Origin of the sequence: Halalkalibacter akibai JCM 9157, from assembly GCF_000513135.1 — a bacterium.
Lineage (GTDB): Bacteria > Bacillota > Bacilli > Bacillales > Bacillaceae_D > Halalkalibacter > Halalkalibacter akibai.
This window is the reverse complement of sequence record NZ_BAUV01000012.1, coordinates 55,140-75,878: the sequence shown is the minus strand read 5'-3', so window position 1 is coordinate 75,878 and position 20,739 is coordinate 55,140. Positions and strand designations below refer to the sequence as shown.

Sequence of the window (20,739 nt, the reverse complement as noted above, 5' to 3'; positions counted from 1 at the left end):
AGACACTTGACTCCTGCGGGAAGAGAGGGAAGGGCAAGACCACACAGACGAAGTCGTGGTGGCTTGGCTTCCTCCCCGCGGAAAGCAAGTGTCTGAAGCGCAATGTAACGGAGCCGGGGAATTAAAATGACAACCATCTTGTGTTCAAATTTGCGAATTAGAAAAACTACCCACCCTGATGCTCATCATAAATTTTCTTCCACTTATCATACTCAATCTGGTTATCTTCTTTTTCTGCTTTATCCATCATCATTTCTGCGTAAAATGGTTTTTCTGTTAAGGTAGAAAGCTGTGCGATGTATCCGTACATTTCTTCTCTTAACTTTTCATCATTTCCAACCTTTTGTTGTCTAAGACCGTTAATGAGTTTAACTGCCATTCTAAGTGATAGGTCATCTTCTTTGTTTTCTTTGATTAACGTTCGGTAGGCTTCTAAGGCTTGCTGATGTTTTCCATCTAGTAATAACTGATCGCCTTTACTTGGCTCTCGGTTTGTTAACGTGAAGAATGGTAACTCCTCAACTAACGCATCGTCTAATCGGTAACCATTGCTGCGACGGATTTCTTTGCCATTTTCATCATAGGCCGCAACTGACCATGAGAACTTCCCTGCTGGATGAATAAAATCAAACAGTTGGCCAGGGGCAAATGCTCCCTCATAATTCTCTTCATCTCTAACATCGTAGTCAACAAAGAAACCGATATGATGCAAATCCTCGATTCTTGCTTCCCAACTATGCTCTTGAATTTCCTCACTGATTTGCATGGAAACTGAACCGTGCTCAAAATGATAAGCAGCGTAGACAAGATAATAAGCAGCCGTTGTTTCCTCCCACTCAAACAAAATCGTTTCTGTGTCAATGGCTTGATTATTAACTGGTGATACAACATTCATCAATTTTCGTAATTCTACGTCATAAACAGCTTTTGAATCGTTTTCGACAGATATAGAATCTTCTATTTCAACTGGCCATGAGTATCCACTAATTTGATTGAAGCTTAACCCGAGACCAATTTGATACTCCCCTGGTAATACACCGGTCACTTCATAGTAACCTTGTTCATCGGTTACAGTTTGATAATCCTCACCATAAGGGTCGACCGAGTAATTAGCTCTACTTTGATCACGTAGCATAACCGCAGTCCCTACTATCGGTGTACCATCTTCCTTTTGGACAAAGCCTGAGACCGTGCCATATTCAAATACTTCCCCTACGGCAAGTAGCCTCTCTTTTAACCTAGTAATCCGGTTATCATCATAATACTCAATCCATTCATCTCTTTGCGCTAGAAGCTTTTGCGATTCTTCCCACTCAGATAACGTGCTTATCGCTTCTTTCACATTGTTCTTTTCTAACAAGATTTTCGCTTTTAATAAAGTCCAATCCTCGGATAACACATATTCTTCAACAAACTCTTGTAAACGCTCTTTTTCTTGGTCTCTTATTTCGTCTAATAACACGAGTGCGTGATCTAGATCACCAGATCGCTTGTATAACTCTGCAAGAAGAAGCGTAAGTTTACTTTCTACATAATCTCTTTTTGTGGAGATCTCTTTTATTTGTTTTTCAACGTAAACAATAGCGTCATCAACGGAATCCGTTTTAGCAATATGTTCGGCTCTCATAGCGACTGCATAGTCATAATAAAATTTATGTGGATTTCCTTTATCAACATAGTAAGTTAAATAAGGTTGGATCTCTTCGGCTTCGAATCCTCTCCAGCTCCCTTCGTGTGACCAAGTGGAAGAAGAGGAGGTTAAATAAAGATCATATATGTGAACGTTGATGGTCGGTTCAATCATATATGTTTCAATAAACCCAAGTTTTTTCTTATCTGACCACGAGTCATCGATTAACGATTTGATCATTTCCCCGGTTTTCGGAGCTCCTACTGTATAAGCTTTCGTCACCAGATGTTCTTTCCAAAGCGGGAGGACCAAAACTTGAATACCAAGCAATAGTACAGCAAAAGACAAAATGCCAATAAGTAGATGTTTCATCTTCATTTTTATTTTCATGACTGCTTCATCCTCTCGGCTATCATATCGCTCCAATATATATTTCCTTGAATTTCAATTAGTTCTCTTGATTCGACTTCGTTCAAGTCGAGCGTTTGGAAAACGCCTATTGCTAGGAATATAGAAGTCGCCGCAACAAGAGGAACAAGCGGTAATGAAATTTCTTTGTTTAACCACTGACTCCACTTTTGTTTGAACGTTTTTGGATGGGTTTGGGCTAGTACTTGCTCTATCTTGGTAAATTGAATAAGCTCTAGTTCTTGATCGAGTTGTTTCTTCCATTTTTCTTGGTCATTCACTTCGCTCACCCTTTAACCGTTCTTTTAATTGTTTTCTACCGCGTGACAAGCGGCTTTTGATTGTACTTTCATTTTCCTTTGTTATATCCGAAATTTCCTTCACACTGAGTTGTTGAAAATAAAACAACGCGATCACTTCTCGGTATTTAAAATCGAGCGCTCTAATTTCCACACTAAGCGATTGTCCTTCTATGAGTCGCAACAATTCACTCTCAGGAGTTTCCTCGACAATCCCATCTTCAAATATGTCTTCTGAGCGTCTAAGTAAGATATTCTTAAAACTCCAACGCCTCGTTCGTTTTCGACATTGATTGATCACAATAGAAACAAGCCAGTGTTTGAGTTTCGCGGCTTCTTGTAACTGACTTATTTTTTCGAAAGCGAGTAGAAAAGCATCTTGAACAACATCTTCTGCTTCATACCTATCTTTTAACATCAAGTAGGCAAGCCTTAAGCATCATGGCTATAAAGCTCCATGCACTCCCTGTAGGCCGCTTCCTCCTTCTCTCTCAACCTCTGAACGAGTTCCTCCATCTTAGTTCTCCTCTAATAAAAAACGCTTTATTTTGATCCGCTACATAATAGAGTCATCATAGCAGGTTTTGGTTGCACATATTTGGGAATTTTTATAAATATTTTTGCTGTGGGGGGATTGCAGAGGTTTACCAACTTGGTGCGGTGGCGGACTCAGATGCACCTATTCAAGCTTTATTGCCTATTTTATATTGCCTAGAGGACACAGGTGCTCTTATTGACTTAAAATCAACTAAACTAGAGCATGAAAAGAGAAGATAAGGTCTACTGAAATCCCCCATTTCAACTGAAATAGCGACCTCTGAGTCCTCGATTAAACAAAAAAGAGATCAAATCCACTCTCACAGATTTGATCTCTTTCCCATATAACTTCCTAAGCTCTTAACTCCGCAATACGCGCTTCAACCGTCTCACGTTTTGCTATATAATCAGCTTGTTTTGCTTTTTCTTCTTCAATTACGTGAGCAGGTGCTTTCGCAATAAAGCCTTGGTTTCCTAGCTTCTTGTCTACACGCTCTACTTCTTTATTTAGCTTTTCTAACTCTTTTTCTAGACGAGCAATTTCAGCGTCAAGGTCAAGTAATCCAGCTAACGGTAAGAATAATTCAACACCAGACAATACTTGTGACATTGATTTTTCCGGTGCCGTTACATCTGTTCCGATTTTAAGCTCGCTTGGGTTACAGAACTTTTCGATGTAGCTTTCTCCTCGTTTCAGTTGAGCTTGAATGTTGTCGTTCTTCGCTCGAACTAATAGCTCAATTTGCTTGCTCATTGGTACATTTAACTCTGCTCTGATGTTACGAACAGAGCGAATGATATCTTTTAACATTTCCATGTCTTCGACAGCATCTGTGAAGATTAGCTCTTGTTTCTTTTCAGGCCATGCCGCAATTGTTATCGATTCGCCTTCGTGTGGCAAATGTTGCCAAATTTCCTCGGTAATAAACGGCATCATTGGGTGAAGAAGTCGCATTGTTTGATCTAATACATAAGCAAGCACAGATCTTGTCGTTTTCTTAGCCGCCTCATCTTCTCCGTATAATGGCAATTTCGCCATCTCAATGTACCAGTCACAGAGATCATCCCATATGAAGTTGTATAAAATACGTCCTACTTCACCGAACTCATACGCATCAATTAAGCGGGTAACATCGGCAATTGTTTCTTGAAGACGTGTTAAAATCCACTTGTCTGCAATTGTCTTTTCGCCTGTTAAGTCGATTTCCTCGTATTTTAAGCCTTGCATGTTCATAAGGGCGAATCTAGACGCGTTCCAAATCTTATTTCCGAAGTTCCACGTTGATTCGACCTTTTCCCAATAAAAACGCAAGTCATTTCCCGGGGAACTACCGGTAGATAAGAAGAATCGTAATGAATCAGCACCATATTTGTCGATAACATCCATTGGATCAACACCGTTACCAAGCGATTTACTCATTTTTCGACCTTCAGAGTCTCTTACAAGGCCGTGAATTAACACATCATCAAATGGGCGTTTGCCTGTGAACTCAAGTCCTTGGAAAATCATACGAGATACCCAGAAGAAAATGATATCATAGCCTGTCACAAGTACATTCGTTGAGTAGAAGCGCTCATAATCTGCAGATTTTTCGTCAGGCCAGCCCATTGTTGAGAACGGCCATAGCGCTGAACTAAACCAAGTGTCTAGAACATCATTGTCTTGATCCCAATTTTCTGCGTCTTCAGGTGCTTCGTGACCTACGTACACTTCACCTGTTTCTTTGTGATACCAAGCTGGGATACGGTGTCCCCACCAAAGTTGTCTTGAAATACACCAGTCACGGATGTTTTCCATCCAGCGTAAGTAGGTTTTCTCGAAACGATCTGGAACAAAGTTGACCTTTTCCTCTGAGTTTTGAAGGTCAATCGCTGCATCAGCTAATGGTTGCATTTTAACGAACCATTGTGTCGAAAGATAAGGCTCAACAACTGCTCCACTTCTTTCTGAGTGACCAACTGAGTGCATATGCTCTTCAATTTTGAATAGGACCCCTGCGTCTTGTAGATCTTTTACAATTTGCTTACGGCATTCAAAACGATCAAGTCCGTTGTATTTGCCTGCGTTTTCGTTCATTGTTCCGTCTTCATTCATTACTAGAATTCTTGCTAGATTATGACGGTTTCCGATTTCGAAGTCATTCGGATCATGAGCTGGTGTGATTTTCACAGCACCTGAACCGAATTCCATGTCTACATAGTCATCTGCTACGATTGGAATTTCTCGTCCTGTAATTGGAAGGGTAACGGTTTTCCCGATTAAATGCTTGTAACGGTCGTCTTCTGGATGAACCGCAACAGCTGTGTCACCTAGCATCGTTTCCGGACGTGTTGTTGCAACGTTAATGTCTCCGCTACCATCTGTTAATGGATAGTTCATATGGTAGAAAGCGCCTTGAACGTCTTGATAAATGACTTCAATATCAGATAAAGCCGTTTTCGTTTGCGGATCCCAGTTGATGATGTATTCTCCGCGATAGATTAAACCTTTTTCATAAAGCTTTACAAACACTTCACGAACGGCTTTTGATAAACCTTCATCTAGTGTAAAACGCTCACGTGAATAGTCTAGGGAAAGACCTACTTTTGACCATTGATTACGGATGAAAGAAGCATACTCTTCTTTCCACTCCCATGATTTTTCAAGGAATTTCTCACGTCCAAGGTCATAACGGCTTAGGCCTTCTTCTTTTAATTTCGCTTCAACTTTCGCTTGTGTCGCAATTCCAGCGTGGTCCATTCCTGGTAGCCATAACGTATCGTAGCCTTGCATACGTTTAACGCGAGCAAGGATATCTTGTAGTGTTGTATCCCATGCATGACCAAGATGTAGTTTTCCTGTTACGTTTGGTGGCGGAATCACTATTGAATAAGGTTGTTTTGATTGATCTCCTGTTGCTTCAAAAAATTTCCCTTCAAGCCAGTAGGAATACCATTTAGCTTCTGTTTCTTGTGGGTTGTACTTCGTTGGCATTGTTACTTGTTGTTCTTCACTCATCTTATAATCCTCCTTTTAAACATAAAAAAACCCCCTCCATCCAAAGGACGAAGAGAGTTACTTTCGCGGTACCACCTTTGTTTGCAGCTCAAAAAAACTCTGTTGGCTACACACCTCAATCTGATAACGGTCAGTGTCCGGCTAAATCTACTAATGCCAACTGGCATGTTCAAAAAAGCTGCTCCTAGGCGACATTCAAATCGTACGTCTTAAGAGATCTTTCAGCTAATGATCTCTCTCTCTAAAAGGTTCCGATTTTACTCTTCCTACTCAACGCTTTCATTGTTATTGTGGTTATATTCTATCTAAATCAGCTTCATTCGTCAATAAGAGCATTACCCATTTTTTTCTTTCATATACAACAAGGAGAAATTAATCTACACGTGACTCCTTGGGCACACAAACAGGTGCCCTTTCGCATATTGTAAAGAAAGAGATTTTTTTCTGTTCTAGGAGGTGCTTGTTGATGAAACGACGCTTTGGGCGTTTCCATAATCCTTATCACAACCGTCCTAGCATATGGCTTCGTATTAAGCTAGTGTTCGGACAAATCCTACTGCCACTTATTTGTTTTCAACTATTACGAACGTTACTATTACCAACTACTTTTGATGTGATTTTATTAACCATTATGATTGTATTCTACTGCTCAATCCGTTTTCAACTTATTTAAAAAGGCTGTTTTCGTATAATAATTGATGTTTTATTTCTTGCTCGTAGTGTAATGGAGCGGAAGTCACTCGACTCCTGCGGGATCTAGAGGTAGGGTCGAGACCCCACAGGCGCAGCCGAGGAGGCTCGACACCTCCCCGCGGAAAGCGAGTGGCTGTAGCAGAATGGAACGAACATGTAGAGGACTGCTTGCCTCCTAAAAATAGCAAAGTATACGAAAACAGCCTAAAAAAACGCTCTCTTTCAAAGGAAAGAGAACGTTATTGTGGAGTTTGAGTTTGTTGTTGTGGATCGGGTACTATAATAAGCTTTTGCGTCAGGCGCTGCACTCTGCGCATTGACGTTAAGCGCTTTTCTAATCTTTGGACATGCCCGAACTCTCCGGCTGTTCCTCGGTTTTCCAAATACGCATCAACCGCAAACGCAATCGGTTCTGGAAAGTTCAGATAAGCGCAGATTAAATGCTTTTCCTCTTCTAAAAGCGGAAGGTGACTTTCGTAATTATGAAACCATTGTAACACTTCTTCCTCCACCCAATAGGCATGACGGAAGCTATAACGACAAAAGCTAGCGATATCTCGAGATGGAGTGTCTACACAAGCTCTCTCAAAATTTAACAGCAATGGTTCATTTTCAGGTGAGAAAAAGGAATGTGTGCGATTCATTCGACTATGACATAAAACGGTGCGATACTTTTCTTTTTCTAAGCAAAGTTCAAACCACTTTTCTAAATGGCCTTTAGCTACTTCTGCCATTTGGTCAAGCATATGTGCGTGTGTGATAAAAGTTAATTCAAACGGCGACATATACGTCTTTCTTTCTGCTTGATCGGCAAAACGACTTAATTCCAGTCGCCTCATTTCCCATCTTCTAAGCAGTTGTTGATATGATTCTTCCACATTTTCTTTTAAGAAAGGTTGGGTTTTCACTGTAAGTCTGTGAATGATCCCAAGTTGTGAAGCTAGTTTTTGTTCTTGCGTTTCTCTGGCTGTGTACTCAATCGGTTCTACCCATGGCATAAGGTAGTATGCATAATCACCTGTTTGAAGTACATATTCACCGTATTTAGTTGGATACACCGGAACCGTTTGCGTATAGCCAAGCTTCGTTAGCTTTCGTAACGCGTGAATAAAACTATCGGCTTGCTCTGGTGACATTCGCGTTTCTTTTAACGCAAAAACACCGCGATTTGTCGTCACCTTTTTGATTTTACCGAAGTCTTCAATGGCTTGTGGATACAAATCATAGTAAAAGAGCACCGAATCATAAGGAGATTGTGCTTGCATCATGTCGTTAACACCTTCTTTTTCGAATCAATCAGAACACTAAGCTTTTGAACAAGCTCTTTCGATTGCTCCCACTCTTTTGTGACGGCTTCGATCGTTTCTTCGATCTGTTGTTGTTCCGTTCCTTTTGTCATTTCACGAACAAGCCGGTCAAGTTCATACGGCTTTAAACATTCTGCTAATAAAAGAATCGCTTGATCACGTGTCATAGCTTGATTGTTGAATAATTCTTCTAACAATGCTTGAAGAGATTCTGTTCCATTTGTTTCAAGCCATTTTAAAAGAAAAGAACGCAAAGAGTAATATCCGCGTTCAGGCTGGTTTGTGGATCCAAACCAAAGAAAAATTTGATGGATCGTCTGAGCTTGATCTATAGAGGTGAGCGGATCAAGTATGGGTAATTGCTCTTTTTTATCTGCTGTTAGGGCTTTGGCTTTTCTCATTCGCACATCTGATTCTTTAATTAAAGAACGAATGAGTATGCGTTGCTCCTCTTTCAAAGCCGATAAATGGTTAAACGCTGTTTGAAAGAGTGGCTCTTTTGGCTTAGCTGGATCCAGCTCTGGATTTGCTCGTAGTCCATATGCAATCATCGTCCCAATCATTTGACCGACTTTCTGATCGGATTGATTTAATCGGAAGCTGTTATCCACTTCATCATGAACGGTTAGCCACCCTTCTTTCCAGTCAATCCATGCCTGCTGATCTTTATTTCGAATCATTCGATCGGTTTGCATATACGGCGTGACGCTACAACCGTCACGCCACGCGATATGCCAGTCAAGGAGCGCTTTGTCCGTCCAATAGCGCACCCTTTTTCGACCTAGTTCTGTTTCTACTAATTGCTCGTTTACGAATTTAACGTCTTGCCACTCATATTGTTCCTTGAGCCGATCCAACAATTCCATGAGAGCTCTCCTTTATTTAGACTCAATGCGAACAGGTATATAAAGGATTTGACCTTCCTCTACTTGCTCTCCTTGCAAGCGATTCATTCTTACAAGTTGACTTGTGCTAATTTCATACCTATCAGCAATCGTGTCTAAAGATTCATTTTCTTGAATGATGCACATTTTCCACTTTGAGAATCTTTCTTCGCCTTTTGAAAGCATTTTTGTTAAGTACAGTGCATTTTCTTCTCTAGCTGATAATGGCTTTGAATCTTCTACTTCAGCGTCCTCTTCACCTTTCGCTTCGGCAGCTGGTGCCGTTGCCATTTCCTTTAAAGGAGCTAAATTGATTTTTGTTTCAGGTGGAGCTGGCGGAGCTTCTCTTACTTCCTCCACTACTTCCTCTTCCACTTCGACTTCTTCTACCTCTTGTTGTTCTGCTCTTACTTCCTCAAGTTCCTCTGTTTCTACAGAGTCATCATACTGATCATCATATCGAGATTCATTTGTTGTCAATGCAGGTTCCTCCTGTTCTTGCTGTGGTAATCTTGTTGTAGGAGCTTCGGCCACTGGTTCTTTCTCCACGACTGGTTGTTGTTTTTCAGGCTCATATACTGGTCGTTGATAAGCTGGCGGTTGCTGCGGTACTGCTCCAAAAGGGTGCTGGTATTGATCAAACGGTCGTGGTGTGCGTGCCGCTGTTGGTGCTGGTGTTGGTGGCACCGCTGTAGGTGGCGCTACTCGTTCCTGAACCGGTTGTTCCAACTCAGGACGTTTTCTAGCTTCAAATGAAAACGCAGTAGGAACTGCTTCAAGCTCTGGCGCCTCTTCTAGCTGAGGTGCAGCTTCTACTCGTGGAGTTTCTTCTTGTTTTGGAGCTTTTTCGTCACGTTTTTCTGTTTGACCCAATTGCTGCGTCATTCCACTAATGCTAATATCAGCCGTAAGTTGGATGCAACTTTTTTCCGGAAGATCATAATCAAATGATTCCACTTGAACATAAACATCATCTAAGTTTTGAATGCGACTGATCGGTATCGTTACATCAATAGGAAAGAAATGTTTAATTTCTCCAGTACCGTCTGATGTTACGGTTACATCTCCTGCTGAACGGAAAGATACTTGTTCTTGTAGGGAAGTTTCTGCATCAACTGCTGAATCACTGTTGGAAGAACGATATTCTCCAACGAGACGTAAGCCACCCTTAATATAGACATGATGATCTTTTTCTTCTATAACAATTTCAGGTTCAAGCGACATGCCTAGAATTTCTTCTACCTCTTGACTTCTATTTAACCAAACCGATTCCTCAATTGAAAATGATAACTTTGACGGGTGTTCTTGTGTCACGTTGCATTCCTCCTCAATATAATCTCTAACTTCTGCTACGGTCATAGTCAGTACAATATCACTCTATGACAAGTTCTCAGGCAATATGCTAGTAAATCTAAGAAACTCATCAGTTTTTTACTCAACTTATTTTTATATCCCTACTAAAATAGATATGCTTGGATCTCTTTAACATTCATAGAGTTCATTTATTTATAGAGTTATTCAAGCAATGAAAAAAGCCTGTTACGAGTGTTAGTCTCGTAACAGGCTTTCGTTTTAAATTATAGTCTTCTCATACTTTGTTGTTCTTTCTAGCCATGTTCGTTTCATTACGCTCCAGTCACTCGCTTTCCGCGGGGAGGTGTCGAGCCTCCACGGCTTTGCCTGTGGTGTCTCGACCCTACCTCTTTTTCCCGCAGGAGTCGAGTGACTTCCGCTTCATTTCACTATGAGAAAAAACATATATTGCAACGATCAAAACTAAACAACCTTATTTCAACTTCGAAAATGCAATTTCTGCTGCTGCAATGGTTTTATCAATGTCTGCTTCCGTATGCTTTGTTGATAAGAACATTCCTTCAAATTGCGATGGTGGTAATGAAATGCCTTGGTTTAACATTTCTTGGAAGTACCGAGTGAAGAAATCTAGATTTGCTGTTGATGCTTTTTCGAAATTCACTACTTTTTCATCTGTGAAGAAAAAGCCAACCATAGATCCAGCACGGTTAATGGAATGTGGAATCTCGTATTTTTTTGCAGCTTCCGATAAGCCATGAGCAAGACGCTCAGCTAAAGCTTCAAATTGATCATAGTTTTCCGGTGTTAACTGCGATAATGTTTCATAACCGGCTGTCATAGCGAGCGGATTACCAGAAAGAGTTCCTGCTTGATAGATTGGTCCTGCTGGAGCAATCTGTTCCATAATCTCGCGCTTACCTCCGTATGCCCCTACTGGTAAGCCTCCACCAATTACTTTTCCTAAACAAGTCAAATCTGGTGTAACACCTAATTTACCTTGAGCACAGTTGTACCCAACGCGGAAGCCAGTCATGACTTCATCAAAAATAAGTAGAGTTCCATTTTCCTCTGTTAACGTTCTTAACTCTTCTAGGAAACCAGGTTCAGGCGGCACAACACCCATGTTACCAGCTACAGGTTCTACAATGACTCCAGCCAGGTCATCACCAAAGTTCTCAAATGCATAACGAACACTTTCGATATCATTATAAGGAACCGTTAATGTATTTTGAGCGACAGACTCTGGTACTCCTGGGCTATCAGGTAAACCTAACGTGGCCACACCTGATCCAGCTTTAATGAGTAACGAGTCTCCATGTCCGTGGTAACAACCAACGAATTTCAAAATCTTATTACGACCTGTGTATCCTCTTGCCAATCGAAGTGCACTCATGGTTGCTTCAGTTCCTGAGTTCACCATTCGCACAACTTCAATTGAAGGCACACGTTCGATGACTAGTTCTGCTAGTTTTGTTTCTAGCTCACTTGGAGCACCAAAGCTTGTTCCTTTTTCTACTGCTTCTTTCAGAGCTGCCACGACTTGCTCATCTGCATGACCTAAAATGAGTGGCCCCCATGATAACACATAATCTATGTATTCATTTCCATCAATATCGTAGATCCTTGAGCCTTGTCCACGCTCCATGAAGACAGGATCCATTTTCACTGATTTAAAGGCACGTACAGGACTGTTTACTCCACCTGGCATTACGGGTTTCGCTTTTGCGAAAGCTTCTTGAGATTTCGTATATGAACGCATGTATGGTCCCCTTCCTTACTTGTTTTCTTGTAACCAACGAACAACATCTTTAGCATGATACGTTAAAATTAAATCTGCACCAGCACGCTTCATGCTCGTTAATTTTTCTAGTACAACCTCTTTTTCATTAATCCAACCGTTTTGACTTGCCGCTTTCACCATTGAATATTCGCCACTTACATTATAAGCAACGATCGGAAAACCAGAAAAGTCCTTTACTTCTCTAATCACATCTAAATAAGAAAGAGCTGGCTTTACAATAAGGAAATCTGCGCCTTCTTCCATATCTGACTCCGCCTCACGTAAAGCTTCTAGACGATTAGCTGGATCCATTTGATAGGTTTTACGGTCACCGAATTTCGGTGAGCTGTGCGCTGCATCACGGAACGGACCGTAAAAGGCAGAAGCGAATTTCACTGCATATGACATAATTGGAACATCAATAAAACCTGCTTCATCTAAGCCGTGACGAATTGCCGCTACAAAGCCGTCCATCATATTAGAAGGAGCAATAATATCTGCACCAGCCTCCGCTTGAGACACAGCTGTTTTTGCTAATAAATTTAACGTTCGGTCATTGAGAACTTTCCCTTCTTCAATCACACCACAATGGCCATGGTCAGTGAATTGACAAAGACATGTATCAGCGATAACCGTTAAATCTGGCTGATTTGCTTTAATTTGACGAATCGCTTTTTGAACGATGCCATTAACATGAAACGCTGAAGAACCAATGTCATCCTTTCCACTTGGAACACCGAATACGATAATTGCAGGAATTCCAAGTGAAGCTACTTCATTCACTTCTGCATCAAGTAAATCCAATGATAAATGATAAACATTTGGCATTGAAGGTACTTCATTTTTTACATTAGTCCCTTCAACGACAAAGATCGGATAAATAAGGTCTTCTGGATGAAGATGCGTTTCTCGAACCATGCTGCGAATGCTTGCTGTACCTCGAAGGCGGCGGTGACGACGAAATTGTAAATCTTTCATGAATGATTCTCCTTTGTATCAGCGATAATTTCTTCAACTAAGTGGTCAATCGTGTATGTAGTAGGCATAACATCAACCGTCAAGCCATAGTCTTGCACTGTTTTTGCCGCAATCGGGCCAATACAGGCAATCTTTGCTTGAATCTGAATGTTTGCTTGTCTAATAATTTGCATAAAATGATGAACGGTCGATGAACTCGTAAATGTTATGTAGTCGATTGAATGATTAAGAACTTGTTCTAACTGATTAGCTGCTTCTGGAACAACGGTTTTGTACACCGTTACATCGTCAACTTGTGCTCCGATCCTCGACAGTTGCTGAACGAGGATGTCTCTACCAAGGTTTCCTCTAGCAATAAGCACACGCTCATTGTTCCTAATTTGCCCTTTTAATTCTTCAATTAGACCTTCAGCAACAAATTCGTCGGGGCATAAGTCAGCCTGTAAGTGATATTTTGCTAGTGTTCGTTCTGTTTTTTGGCCAACGACGGCTATTTTCAGATGCTTTGGAAGCTTCCATGTTTGCTGAAGTAATTCATATTGTTCCATGAAAAAACGAACTCCATTTGAGCTTGTGAAAATAAGCCATTGGTAGTCGTTAATCGTATGTATGGCTGTTTTTATTTCAGGTGTTTGAAGTGACTGAAAAGCAATAAGCGGAACTTCAATGGTGGTTCCGCCTTTTGCTTCAACTAACTTCGTTAAATCTTGAGCTTGTTCTTTTGCTCGAGTAACTAGAATTATTTTACTAGCTAAAGGACGATCGGTCATCCTTGATCCAGCTCTTTTTTTACTTTATCTAGTATTTCCTTTGCTCCTTGGTCCAGTAAAAGTTGTGACGCTCTTTCTCCTAAATCAACTGGATCTGATCCTTTTACTGTTTCCTTGATTAACACTTTACCGTCTGGTGACCCGACTAGAGCTGTTAACTCAATTTCATTTTCAAGCGTAACTGTCGCGTACCCAGCAATCGGTACTTGGCAGCCACCTTCCATGCGATTTAAGAACGTACGCTCCGCTGTTACAGTACGTGCAGTTGCATCATCATTTAAATGTTGAAGTAGATCAACTAATTCTTCATCATCTGCACGGCATTCAAGTCCAAGTGCACCTTGACCAACAGCTGGTACGCACATTTCTGGATCTAAGTATTCTGTGACAAGATCGTCTGGAAACCCTAAACGACGAATTCCAGCTACCGCTAAAATAATGGCGTCAAAACCTTCTTCTTTAAGCTTGCGTAGTCTAGTTTCAACATTTCCACGAATCCATTTCACTTCTAGATCTGGACGTTCAGCTAAAATTTGAGCAGATCGACGTAAGCTACTTGTTCCAATAACCGAACCTGCAGGTAGATCAGCAAGTTTAACATGATTGTTTGAAATAAGCGCATCTCTTGGGTCTTCACGTTCCGTAATTGCCGCTAACGTAAACTCTTTCTGTAAAACAGAAGGTACATCTTTCATGCTATGAACCGCTAAATCAATTTCACCATCTATTAGAGCTTGCTCAATCTCTTTAACAAACAAGCCTTTTCCCCCAACTTTTGAAAGAGTTACATCGAGAATTTTATCTCCTTTTGTAACGATTTTCTTTACTTCAAATTCATAAGGAAGACCTGTTTTCTTTAGTTGTTCAATTACCCAGTCCGTTTGAACGAGGGCAAGGTTACTTTTTCTTGAGCCAATCACAATTTTGCGCATAACTTCCTCCAATTACTACTCTTTTGTTCATTATAATGTTTTTTCGTCTTTAATACCAAATGTGAAAAGATGAATACTGTCCTGATAAGAAATAGTTGATTAATAAAATTAAAAAGCCTGCAATTCCAAGCAAAGCCATGTTATAGCCTCTAGCCATTTTAACAACTCTTTGATAAATATAGTATGCATAGATTCCTAATACAACTAAAGAGCTTATCACTTTCGTATCAAAAAATGGAACATAATTTAGCTGGCTATGAGCCCAAATAAATCCGAGAATGAGCCTATTAATAGAAAAGGCCAGGCAATCATTACCGCTCCAAAGGATAGTGAATCCAATTTAGATAGCGCCCCAAAACGTAATAATCGTTTTCCCCACAGCTTTCTTTTTAACATTTGATGTTGGATAAAATACATAATTTGACATGCAAATGATAACGTAAAAGCCGCATATGAAAGCAGGATAAAAGAAATGTGAATGATGAGGAGCTCTGACGCTAATAAAGAAGAGAGTGATTCAGGTACATCACCATCCGGGGTAAACAGGCTAAAAGCATCATACTAAACCCAATTAGATTCGTGAATAACACTAGGAAATCAACTCGAAAAAACCAGTTAATAGCTAATGATAACGTAACCACTAACCAGGCATAAAAAAAGAGGCCCTCAAATGGTGTTAACAGAGGCAAGCGCTCAAGTTCAGATGCTCTTATAATAAAGAAAACGGTTTGTAATACCCAAACAATAGAAAGCAACCAGAAGGCCATACGATTGACCTTCCGGTTGTTTTGTAAGAAATCAATAAAATAACCAAGTAAACTGATACTATAAAGAATGATTGTAATAGGATAAATCCAATTCATTCAAACGTCCCTTCTTTCTTAAGAACGGACAACCGCTTCACGTTGTCTAGGTGCTTTCACAAACTCTTGCTTTTTCGATTCCCACTCTTTTTCTGCCTCTGCAACTCGAACTTGATTTTCTTGTACCGCTAGTTCATCTTCTAAAGCAAAGATTTTAGTGAAGAGTTCAAGAGTCGCATCTGCATCGGGTTCCCCAGCAAGTTCTTTCACTTTTGTAACTGGATCTCGTAAAAGTTGATTCACGATACTTTTTGTATGTTTGTTGATCAATTTTCTTTCACGATCCGTTAAGTTCGGTAGTTTACGTTCAAGGCTTTCCATTGTTTCAGCTTGAACTGCTAATGCTTTCGTCCTTAACGCTGTGATAATCGGTACTACTCCTAACGTATTTAACCATTGCTTAAATTCATCAATTTCTGCTTCTACCATAATCTCAATCTTCTCAGCTTCACGTTTACGTTCTGCTAAGTTTGCTTCAACTATGTTTTGTAAATCATCAATGTCATATAAATAAACATCATCAAATTCAGCTATCGCTGGATCTAAATCACGTGGTACGGCAATATCAACCATAAACAACGGACGACCTTTACGCTTTTTCAACGTTCCTGCAAGCATTTCCTTTGTCACAACGAAATCGCGTGCTCCTGTTGAACTGATTAGTACATCAGCCTCTGCTAATGTACGCTGCAATTCTTCAAGTGGTCTCGCTTGTCCGAGAAAACGAGCTGCTAGTTCAACCGCTTTTGCTTCCGTACGGTTAATCACTGTAATTTGCTTCGCACCATTTGCATGTAGGTGCTTCGCTGTTAACTCACTCATCTTTCCAGCGCCGAGAATAACGACATGTTTACCAGTGAAATCATTAAAGATGTTTTTTCCAAGTTCTACTGCAGCGTAACTAACTGATACAGCATGCGAACCAATTTCCGTTCCTGTATGAGCTTTTTTCGCAAGTGTAACAGCTTGTTTAAATAATTGATTAAAGATCGTACCAGTTGCTCCGTGCTCTTGTGCAAGTAAGAAGCTTTCTTTCACTTGACCTAAAATTTGTGTTTCCCCAAGAATCATCGAATCAAGTCCACAGGAAACTCTAAATAAATGCTCGATTGCATGGTGATCTTCACGAATGTCCAAATAAGCTATGAACTCTTCTTTAGGAAGGTCAAACCACTCCGCTAAGAAAGTCTTTGTGAAATGACGTCCAGTATGCAACTGATCGGCAACTACATAGACTTCTGTGCGATTACAGGTCGATACAATCGTACATTCAAGAATGCTTTTCATATTTCGCAATTTTAATAGTGCGTTTGGAAGTTCGGCTTCTTGGAATGCAAACTTCTCTCTCATCTCGACAGGAGCTGTTTTATAGTTAAATCCGACAACAAGAATATGCATCCTGACGTTCACCCCCAAATATATTTTCCGTACGTTTTTATCTATGTCATCAATTTATTTATTCGTTAATAAGTCTTATACTGGACTTTCCTCAACCAGTATAACATAGCTACATTATAACATGTCTAATCTAGCGTACCAAAAAAAATTGTGAACAGATCATGAAGCTATGCTATCATGATCTTATTGTTAAATCAATTTGGATATACCGGCAATTGCTTCCTTCTTATATCGTAACCAGTTATTGTGATTAATATAAAAAAAGATAGGAGGATCAAATGAAAACACAACGTATTTTCCCAGGTGTCCTTTTAATCGGGGTTGGTTGTTATTATTTGCTTCAGCAATTTTCTCTTCCTTATCACAAACAACTCTTAAGTTGGCCCTCTTTGTTATTTGTTATAGGCCTTGCTTTTTTGCTTCAAGCTCATTTTGGCCGAGAGCATTCGATGATTTTCCCTGGTGTTTTGTTAACAGGGCTTGCTATTCATTTTCATCTTGATGTGATCGTTGACTGGTGGCCTAGCCATTGGGGAATTTATACCCTTATTGTTGGATTAGCGTTTTTATTTTCTTATTTTAAAAATAGAAAGGATGGCTTTGTACCAGCCATTGTTTTGTTAACGTTATCTTTAATGAGCTTTACAACTATCAATCCGATCCACTGGCTTGTAGAAGGGTTTTCCTTTATCCAGCACCTATGGCCGATCTTTCTCATTGTGGTTGGAATATTTTTGATTTTGAGGAAAAAATAAAATCTAAACGTATCCGTTTCATTGCGCTACAGGCACTTGCTTTCCGCGGGGAGAAAGGTAAGCCCCCACGACTTCGTCTGTGTGGTCTTTCCTTTTCCTCTTTTCCCGCAGGAGTCAAGTGCTTTCCGCTCCATTTCACTGGTTCATAGTTTAAACGAATACAAAAAAAGCGCATTTGGATTACTAAATCCAATGCGCTTTTTTCTTATAGAGATGCGTAATATAGAATCGTTTTCCATACTTGCTCTTTTCCTTGTGCTGTTTCGGAAGAGAAAAGCAATAACGGATCTGTTTCTATCATTTGTAAATCTTTCTTAATCACGCTTAAATGCTTTTGCCATTTGCCTTTTGGAATCTTGTCACTCTTTGTTGCAATGACAATGACAGGAATCTCAAAATGCTTAAGCCAGCTATACATCGCTTTGTCGTCTGAAGAAGGGGCATGTCTTACATCTACAAGTTGAACAACAGCTTTCAGTTGATCACGGTCTTGTAAGTATGTTTCAATCATTCTTCCCCAAGCTTCTCGTTCTGGTTTTGGTGCTTTAGCAAACCCGTATCCAGGTACATCTACAAAATAAATCATTTCATTGATTTCGTAAAAATTTAGTGTTTGTGTTTTACCTGGACGTTGTGACGTTCTTGCTAAAGCTTTGCGGTTAATCATTTTATTAATGAAAGATGATTTCCCTACATTGGATCGTCCTGATAATGCAATTTCCGGAAGATGTGATGTCGGATATTGCTCTTTTTTCACGGCAACATGTGCTAATTCGGCTTTTGTAACTTTCATTCTTTACTCCCCTAACGCGTTCTTGAGAACTTCATCTAAATGAGAGACAGGAATGAATGTTAAGTCATTTCGCACACTTTCAGGCACATCCTCTAGATCTTTCTCATTGTCTTTTGGCATGATAATCGTTGTTAATCCCGCTCGATGAGCACTCATTGATTTTTCTTTTAAGCCACCAATTGGTAGGACACGGCCACGAAGTGTGATTTCACCTGTCATTCCAACTTCCTTTTTCACCTTTCTACCTGTTAGTGCAGACACTAACGCAGTAGCCATTGTAATTCCGGCTGATGGTCCATCTTTTGGTGTTGCTCCCTCTGGAACGTGAATATGAATGTCTAGCTTTTCATTAAAAGCAGGGTCAATATTTAACTCTTCTGAACGAGAGCGAATGTAACTAAAAGCAGCTTGCGCAGACTCTTTCATTACGTCTCCTAATTTCCCTGTTAACGTTAGCTTTCCTTTTCCTGGAGCAACAGATACTTCAATTGAAAGGGTGTCTCCTCCTACTGTTGTATAAGCTAAACCAGTAGCAGCACCGACTTGATCCTCAATTTCAGCTAAACCATAACGGAACCTTGGTTTACCAAGCATTTCCTCAACTGTTTTGGCTGTAAGGATAACTTTCTTTTTCTCATTTGATACGATCATTTTAGCCGCTTTACGGCAAAGCGTAGCCATTTGACGTTCTAAATTACGAACCCCAGCTTCTCGTGTGTAATAACGCACCACTTTTTGAAGAGCGTCATCCTTCACTTGAAGCATTCCTTTAGTTAAACCATGATCTTTCATTTGTTTAGGAACAAGATAGTTTTTCGCAATCTGAATCTTCTCTTCTTCCGTATAACCAGCAATCGAGATGATTTCCATTCTGTCTAACAATGGACCAGGAATCGTACCGATATTATTAGCCGTCGTTACAAACATGACTTTAGAAAGATCATATGGTTCTTCGATAAAATGATCACTGAATGTATTGTTTTGTTCAGGATCCAATACTTCTAGCAAGGCTGCAGAAGGATCTCCTCTGAAATCATGAGCCATCTTGTCAATCTCATCTAAAAGGAAAACAGGATTGATAGATCCACTCTTTTTCATCCCTTGGATAATTCGACCTGGCATCGCTCCTACATACGTACGTCTGTGTCCGCGAATTTCCGCCTCGTCTCGAACTCCACCAAGTGAGATTCGAACAAATTTCCGATTAAGTGAACGAGCAATCGAGCGAGCAAGAGATGTTTTACCAACCCCCGGAGGTCCAGCTAAACAAAGGATCGGTCCTTTTAATTCTCTTGTTAATTGTTGAACAGCTAGGTATTCTAACACACGCTCTTTCACTTTTTCTAACCCGTAATGATCTTCATTTAAAATTTCCTCTGCCCTGATTACATCAAGCTGATCTTCTGTTTCAAAAGACCACGGCAATTGAATGAGCCAGTCAAGGTAGTTTCGTAGCACGGAGCTTTCAGCCGAATTTGCTGGCATTTTTTCGTAACGATCTAATTCTTTTAACGCTTTTTCCTTAATAGAATCAGGCATGTCCGACTGTTCTATTTTCTCACGTAAGGTCGTTACTTCACCAGAACGCCCTTCTTTGTCGCCAAGTTCTTTTTGAATGGCTTTCATCTGTTCACGCAAGTAATATTCCTTTTGCGTTTTTTCCATCGACTTCTTCACACGCTGCCCAATTTTCTTTTCAAGTCCAAGAACTTCTTGTTCATTATTTAAAATCTCGATTAGCTTTACTAAGCGATCTTTAACAGAGCTGATTTCAAGTAGTTCTTGCTTCTGAGCAAGCTTGAGCGGAAGATTCGCTGCCACTACATCTGCAAAATGACCAGGTTCTGCAATGTCACGAGCTGATGCTAATGTTTCAGCTGAGATCTTCTTAGAAACTTTTGTGTATTGTTCAAACATGGTCATGAGGTTGCGCATAAGAGCTTGATTCTCTGTTGTTAAAAACGCATCCTCTTGCTCGATCATTTCTGCATCGACCTGTAAATACTCTTCTAGTTGAACGAATTCATTAATTCGTGCACGTTGCAGTCCTTCGACGTGAATTCTTACCGTACCATTCGGGAGCTTTAGTAAGTTTTTCACTTTTGCTAGTGTTCCAACATGATAAATCTCTTCTTCGGTAGGATCATCTATCGAAATTTCTTTTTGAGTTGCGAGTAAAATTTGATGGTCCGTCTCCATCACCTGTTCTAACGCCTGCACGGATTTAGGTCTTCCTACATCTAAATGTAACACCATTGAAGGAAAAACGAGTAATCCGCGTAACGGCAGAAGCGGAATTTGTCGTCTATCGTTTGTATCGACCATCCGCATACACCTCCATACATCCAATTTCCGAATCTAACTCACACTTAGATTCTCATTTGGTGACTTTGCTTATGA

18 protein-coding genes, 1 pseudogene and 1 other annotated feature are annotated in these 20,739 nt (G+C 40.2%); of the genes and pseudogenes, 3 read left to right on the top strand and 16 right to left on the bottom strand.

Annotation, left to right across the window (positions count from 1 at the left end):
- Positions 1–166: 166 nt before the first annotated feature.
- Genes JCM9157_RS09210 through JCM9157_RS09200 form a run of 3 tightly spaced genes read right to left on the bottom strand, consistent with a single transcriptional unit; the run spans position 167 to position 2,755 of the window.
- A complete protein-coding gene (locus JCM9157_RS09210) occupies positions 167–2,020 on the bottom strand; it encodes a carboxypeptidase-like regulatory domain-containing protein (RefSeq protein ID WP_035664089.1) in 1,854 nt (617 codons plus the stop codon).
- Complete coding sequence (locus JCM9157_RS09205) at positions 2,017–2,319, bottom strand: hypothetical protein (RefSeq protein WP_035664087.1); 303 nt, start codon at positions 2,317–2,319, stop codon at positions 2,017–2,019. The genes JCM9157_RS09210 and JCM9157_RS09205 overlap by 4 nt, the downstream gene beginning before the upstream one ends.
- Positions 2,312–2,755: an RNA polymerase sigma factor gene (locus JCM9157_RS09200; RefSeq protein ID WP_052013039.1), complete on the bottom strand. Its 444-nt coding sequence runs from the start codon at positions 2,753–2,755 to the stop codon at positions 2,312–2,314. The genes JCM9157_RS09205 and JCM9157_RS09200 overlap by 8 nt, the downstream gene beginning before the upstream one ends.
- 170 nt (positions 2,756–2,925) lie before the next feature.
- Between JCM9157_RS09200 and JCM9157_RS09195 the strand changes: the two genes are divergently transcribed.
- Positions 2,926–3,114, top strand: a complete 189-nt coding sequence (locus JCM9157_RS09195) for a hypothetical protein (protein ID WP_035664084.1) — start codon at positions 2,926–2,928, stop codon at positions 3,112–3,114.
- A 112-nt stretch (positions 3,115–3,226) separates the two neighbouring features.
- Here the strand turns inward: JCM9157_RS09195 and JCM9157_RS09190 are convergent, their stop codons facing one another.
- Positions 3,227–5,872, bottom strand: a complete 2,646-nt coding sequence (locus JCM9157_RS09190; RefSeq protein WP_035664082.1) for a valine--tRNA ligase — start codon at positions 5,870–5,872, stop codon at positions 3,227–3,229.
- A gap of 40 nt (positions 5,873–5,912) precedes the next feature.
- Positions 5,913–6,155, bottom strand: a binding site (T-box leader).
- A gap of 183 nt (positions 6,156–6,338) precedes the next feature.
- Between JCM9157_RS09190 and JCM9157_RS09185 the strand changes: the two genes are divergently transcribed.
- Positions 6,339–6,545: a YszA family small membrane protein gene (locus tag JCM9157_RS09185; protein WP_035664079.1), complete on the top strand. Its 207-nt coding sequence runs from the start codon at positions 6,339–6,341 to the stop codon at positions 6,543–6,545.
- Between the two features lie 259 nt (positions 6,546–6,804).
- On the opposite strand, the gene ysxE is transcribed toward JCM9157_RS09185, so the two are convergent.
- From ysxE to hemA, 10 genes and pseudogenes are all read right to left on the bottom strand, one after another.
- Entirely contained in the window at positions 6,805–7,833 is a 1,029-nt protein-coding gene (gene ysxE, locus JCM9157_RS09180; RefSeq protein WP_035664076.1) for a spore coat protein YsxE, read from the bottom strand.
- Complete coding sequence (locus tag JCM9157_RS09175; protein ID WP_035664075.1) at positions 7,830–8,738, bottom strand: hypothetical protein; 909 nt, start codon at positions 8,736–8,738, stop codon at positions 7,830–7,832. Before JCM9157_RS09175 ends, ysxE begins: the two co-directional genes overlap by 4 nt.
- Positions 8,739–8,750: 12 nt before the next feature.
- Complete coding sequence (gene spoVID, locus JCM9157_RS09170) at positions 8,751–10,070, bottom strand: stage VI sporulation protein D (protein ID WP_035664073.1); 1,320 nt, start codon at positions 10,068–10,070, stop codon at positions 8,751–8,753.
- A gap of 472 nt (positions 10,071–10,542) precedes the next feature.
- Positions 10,543–11,829 carry a glutamate-1-semialdehyde 2,1-aminomutase gene (hemL, locus tag JCM9157_RS09165; protein ID WP_035664070.1) on the bottom strand — a complete coding sequence of 429 codons (1,287 nt, stop codon included), beginning with the start codon at positions 11,827–11,829 and terminating at the stop codon, positions 10,543–10,545.
- A 15-nt stretch (positions 11,830–11,844) separates the two neighbouring features.
- Positions 11,845–12,828, bottom strand: coding sequence for a porphobilinogen synthase (gene hemB, locus JCM9157_RS09160; RefSeq protein ID WP_035664069.1), 984 nt, complete (start codon positions 12,826–12,828; stop codon positions 11,845–11,847).
- A complete protein-coding gene (locus JCM9157_RS09155) occupies positions 12,825–13,598 on the bottom strand; it encodes a uroporphyrinogen-III synthase (RefSeq protein ID WP_035664067.1) in 774 nt (257 codons plus the stop codon). The genes hemB and JCM9157_RS09155 overlap by 4 nt, the downstream gene beginning before the upstream one ends.
- Positions 13,595–14,530, bottom strand: a complete 936-nt coding sequence (hemC, locus tag JCM9157_RS09150) for a hydroxymethylbilane synthase (RefSeq protein ID WP_035664065.1) — start codon at positions 14,528–14,530, stop codon at positions 13,595–13,597. Before hemC ends, JCM9157_RS09155 begins: the two co-directional genes overlap by 4 nt.
- Positions 14,531–14,579: 49 nt before the next feature.
- Positions 14,580–14,992, bottom strand: a pseudogene (ccsA, locus tag JCM9157_RS26035) (cytochrome c biogenesis protein CcsA).
- Between the two features lie 35 nt (positions 14,993–15,027).
- Complete coding sequence (locus JCM9157_RS26030; RefSeq protein WP_369384716.1) at positions 15,028–15,393, bottom strand: hypothetical protein; 366 nt, start codon at positions 15,391–15,393, stop codon at positions 15,028–15,030.
- An 18-nt stretch (positions 15,394–15,411) separates the two neighbouring features.
- Positions 15,412–16,791 carry a glutamyl-tRNA reductase gene (gene hemA / locus JCM9157_RS09140; protein ID WP_035664064.1) on the bottom strand — a complete coding sequence of 460 codons (1,380 nt, stop codon included), beginning with the start codon at positions 16,789–16,791 and terminating at the stop codon, positions 15,412–15,414.
- A 278-nt stretch (positions 16,792–17,069) separates the two neighbouring features.
- On the opposite strand from hemA, the gene JCM9157_RS09135 reads away from it, so the two are divergent.
- Entirely contained in the window at positions 17,070–17,546 is a 477-nt protein-coding gene (locus JCM9157_RS09135) for a LiaI-LiaF-like domain-containing protein (protein WP_035664063.1), read from the top strand.
- 205 nt (positions 17,547–17,751) lie between these two features.
- On the opposite strand, the gene yihA is transcribed toward JCM9157_RS09135, so the two are convergent.
- Both yihA and lon read right to left on the bottom strand, forming a co-directional pair.
- Positions 17,752–18,339, bottom strand: coding sequence for a ribosome biogenesis GTP-binding protein YihA/YsxC (yihA, locus tag JCM9157_RS09130; RefSeq protein WP_035664062.1), 588 nt, complete (start codon positions 18,337–18,339; stop codon positions 17,752–17,754).
- A gap of 3 nt (positions 18,340–18,342) precedes the next feature.
- Complete coding sequence (gene lon / locus JCM9157_RS09125; protein ID WP_035664060.1) at positions 18,343–20,664, bottom strand: endopeptidase La; 2,322 nt, start codon at positions 20,662–20,664, stop codon at positions 18,343–18,345.
- Positions 20,665–20,739: the final 75 nt, after the last annotated feature.

What these genes read in the sequence shown, in the direction of transcription:
- JCM9157_RS09210 (WP_035664089.1), bottom strand. Translation starts at nt 2,020, where the DNA reads ATGAAAATAAAAATGAAGATGAAACATCTACTTATTGGCATTTTGTCT.
- JCM9157_RS09200 (WP_052013039.1), bottom strand. Translation starts at nt 2,755, where the DNA reads ATGTTAAAAGATAGGTATGAAGCAGAAGATGTTGTTCAAGATGCTTTT.
- JCM9157_RS09190 (WP_035664082.1), bottom strand. Translation starts at nt 5,872, where the DNA reads ATGAGTGAAGAACAACAAGTAACAATGCCAACGAAGTACAACCCACAA.
- JCM9157_RS09185 (WP_035664079.1), top strand. Translation starts at nt 6,339, where the DNA reads ATGAAACGACGCTTTGGGCGTTTCCATAATCCTTATCACAACCGTCCT.
- ysxE (WP_035664076.1), bottom strand. Translation starts at nt 7,833, where the DNA reads ATGATGCAAGCACAATCTCCTTATGATTCGGTGCTCTTTTACTATGAT.
- JCM9157_RS09175 (WP_035664075.1), bottom strand. Translation starts at nt 8,738, where the DNA reads ATGGAATTGTTGGATCGGCTCAAGGAACAATATGAGTGGCAAGACGTT.
- hemL (WP_035664070.1), bottom strand. Translation starts at nt 11,829, where the DNA reads ATGCGTTCATATACGAAATCTCAAGAAGCTTTCGCAAAAGCGAAACCC.
- hemB (WP_035664069.1), bottom strand. Translation starts at nt 12,828, where the DNA reads ATGAAAGATTTACAATTTCGTCGTCACCGCCGCCTTCGAGGTACAGCA.
- JCM9157_RS09155 (WP_035664067.1), bottom strand. Translation starts at nt 13,598, where the DNA reads ATGACCGATCGTCCTTTAGCTAGTAAAATAATTCTAGTTACTCGAGCA.
- hemC (WP_035664065.1), bottom strand. Translation starts at nt 14,530, where the DNA reads ATGCGCAAAATTGTGATTGGCTCAAGAAAAAGTAACCTTGCCCTCGTT.
- JCM9157_RS26030 (WP_369384716.1), bottom strand. Translation starts at nt 15,393, where the DNA reads ATGAATTGGATTTATCCTATTACAATCATTCTTTATAGTATCAGTTTA.
- hemA (WP_035664064.1), bottom strand. Translation starts at nt 16,791, where the DNA reads ATGCATATTCTTGTTGTCGGATTTAACTATAAAACAGCTCCTGTCGAG.
- JCM9157_RS09135 (WP_035664063.1), top strand. Translation starts at nt 17,070, where the DNA reads ATGAAAACACAACGTATTTTCCCAGGTGTCCTTTTAATCGGGGTTGGT.
- yihA (WP_035664062.1), bottom strand. Translation starts at nt 18,339, where the DNA reads ATGAAAGTTACAAAAGCCGAATTAGCACATGTTGCCGTGAAAAAAGAG.
- lon (WP_035664060.1), bottom strand. Translation starts at nt 20,664, where the DNA reads ATGGTCGATACAAACGATAGACGACAAATTCCGCTTCTGCCGTTACGC.